The following is a 2175-nucleotide window of genomic DNA, read 5'->3' as shown; positions in this document are numbered from 1 at the left end:
TGACGACGACGCCTGAAAACTGGACCAGTGGCGACGCGTGAAAACGGACCCACCTCGAGCCCTTTGGGGCTAGTGGAGAGGGGTGCTGAGCGTGGAGGACTGGGCGGAGATCCGCAGGCTGCATCGGTGTGAGGGCATGCCGATCCGGGCGATCTCCCGGAAGATGGGTGTCGGGCGGAACACGGTGCGGCGGGCGCTGCAGGCGCAGGATCCACCGAAGTACGCGCGCAAGCCCAAGGGCTCAATCGTGGATGCGGTCGAGCCGCAGGTCCGGCAGTTGCTGGCGTCCTGGCCGGACATGCCGGCCACCGTGATCGCCGAACGGATCGGCTGGCAGCGGGGCCTGACCGTGCTCAAAGACCGGGTCCGAGAGCTGCGGCCGTTGTATCAGCCGCCCGATCCCGCCTCACGCACCAGCTATCAGCCGGGCGAGCTGGCCCAGTGTGACCTGTGGTTCCCGCCGGTGGATGTGCCGTTGGGGTTCGGGCAGACCGGTCGACCGCCGGTGCTGGTGATGGTGGCGGGATACTCCCGCTGGATCAGTGCCCGGATGATCCCCACCCGCCAAGGCCCGGACCTTTTGGCGGGGCACTGGGTGCTGCTGCGCCAGCTCGGTGCGGTGCCCAAGGCCCTGGTCTGGGACAACGAGTCCGCCATCGGGCAGTGGCGGGCCGGCCGCCCGCAGCTGACCGAAGCGATGAACGCCTTCCGCGGCAGCCTGGGCATCAAGGTCATCCAATGCCGCCCCTCAGATCCAGAAGCCAAGGGCCTGGTCGAGCGAGCCAACGGCTATCTGGAGACATCGTTCCTGCCCGGCCGTTCCTTCGCTTCCCCGGCGGACTTCAACGCCCAGCTCACCGACTGGCTGGCGAAGGCCAATCGGCGGCATCACCGCCGGATCGAATGCCGGCCCGTCGACCGGCTGGCCGCCGATCTGGCCGCGATGGTGGATCTGCCGCCGGTGCCACCCCAGGCCGGATGGCGCCAGACGATCCGGCTGCCACGGGACCACTACGTCCGGCTCGATGCCAACGACTACTCCGTCCACCCATCGGTGATCGGCCGAATCGTCGAGGTCACTGCCGACCTGGACCGGGTCCAGGCCACCTGCGTCGGGAAGGTCGTTGCCTGCCATGACCGCTGCTGGGCCGCTCACCAGACCCTCACCGACCCCGACCATGAGGCCGCTGCCCGTGACCTGCGCCGCCGGTATCTGCCACCAACGGTGCCGCCGGTGATGACCGAGGTCGCCCAGCGGGATCTGAGCGACTATGACCGGCTGTTCGGCCTAGCCGACGAGTCTGGACAGGTGGCCGTCTGATGCCGAGCAAACTCACGACCAGTAGGGATGTCGTCTCCGAACTCGCCTACCTCACCCGGGCCCTGAAGGCCCCCTCGCTGGCCGCCGCGATCGAGCGGCTGGCCGAACGCGCCCGCTCCGAGAGCTGGTCGCACGAGGAATTCCTGGCCGCCTGCCTGCAACGCGAGGTCGCCGCCCGCGAAGCCCACGGCGGCGAAGGACGCATCCGGGCCGCACGCTTCCCGGCCCGCAAGTCGATCGAGGAGTTCGACTTCGACCACCAGCGGTCCCTCAAACGCGAGGTCATCACCCACCTGGGGACCTTGGACTTCGTCACCGCCAGGGAAAACGTGGTCTTCCTCGGGCCGCCCGGCACCGGCAAGACGCATCTGTCCATCGGCCTGGGCATCCGCGCCTGCCAGGCCGGCCACCGGGTCGCATTCGCCACCGCCGCCGAGTGGGTCAACCGCCTCGCCGAAGCCCACCACGCCGGGCGATTGCAAGACGAGTTGATCAAACTCGGACGGATCCCGCTGCTCATCGTCGATGAGGTCGGCTACATCCCCTTCGAAGCAGAAGCCGCCAACCTGTTCTTCCAACTCGTCAGCAGCCGCTACGAACGAGCCAGCCTGATCGTGACCTCCAACAAACCCTTCGGCCGCTGGGGCGAGGTCTTCGGCGACGACGTCGTCGCCGCTGCCATGATCGACCGCCTCGTCCACCACGCCGAGGTCATCTCCCTGAAAGGAGACAGCTACCGCCTCAAAGACCGCGACCTCGGCCGCGTCCCCGCGGCCAAGACCAACGACTGAAGATCAACAAACGGGTCCATTTTCGCCCGCCGCAGACGGGTCCGTTTTCAGCCGTCGTTGACA

2 protein-coding genes are annotated in these 2175 nt (G+C 67.9%); both read left to right on the top strand.

What is annotated here, in order from left to right; genetic code table 11:
• Positions 1 to 82: 82 nt before the first annotated feature.
• On the top strand, positions 83 to 1321 hold the full coding sequence (gene istA, locus NE234_RS44040) for an IS21 family transposase (RefSeq protein ID WP_252787138.1): 1239 nt from the start codon (positions 83 to 85) through the stop codon (positions 1319 to 1321).
• Positions 1321 to 2112: an IS21-like element helper ATPase IstB gene (istB, locus tag NE234_RS44035; protein ID WP_252787137.1), complete on the top strand. Its 792-nt coding sequence runs from the start codon at positions 1321 to 1323 to the stop codon at positions 2110 to 2112. The genes istA and istB overlap by 1 nt, the downstream gene beginning before the upstream one ends.
• Positions 2113 to 2175 lie beyond the last annotated feature (63 nt).

Origin of the sequence: Actinoallomurus rhizosphaericola, from assembly GCF_024055675.1 — a bacterium.
Taxonomy (GTDB): Bacteria; Actinomycetota; Actinomycetes; order Streptosporangiales; family Streptosporangiaceae; genus Actinoallomurus; species Actinoallomurus soli.
This window is presented reverse-complemented; position numbering and strand designations above follow the sequence as displayed.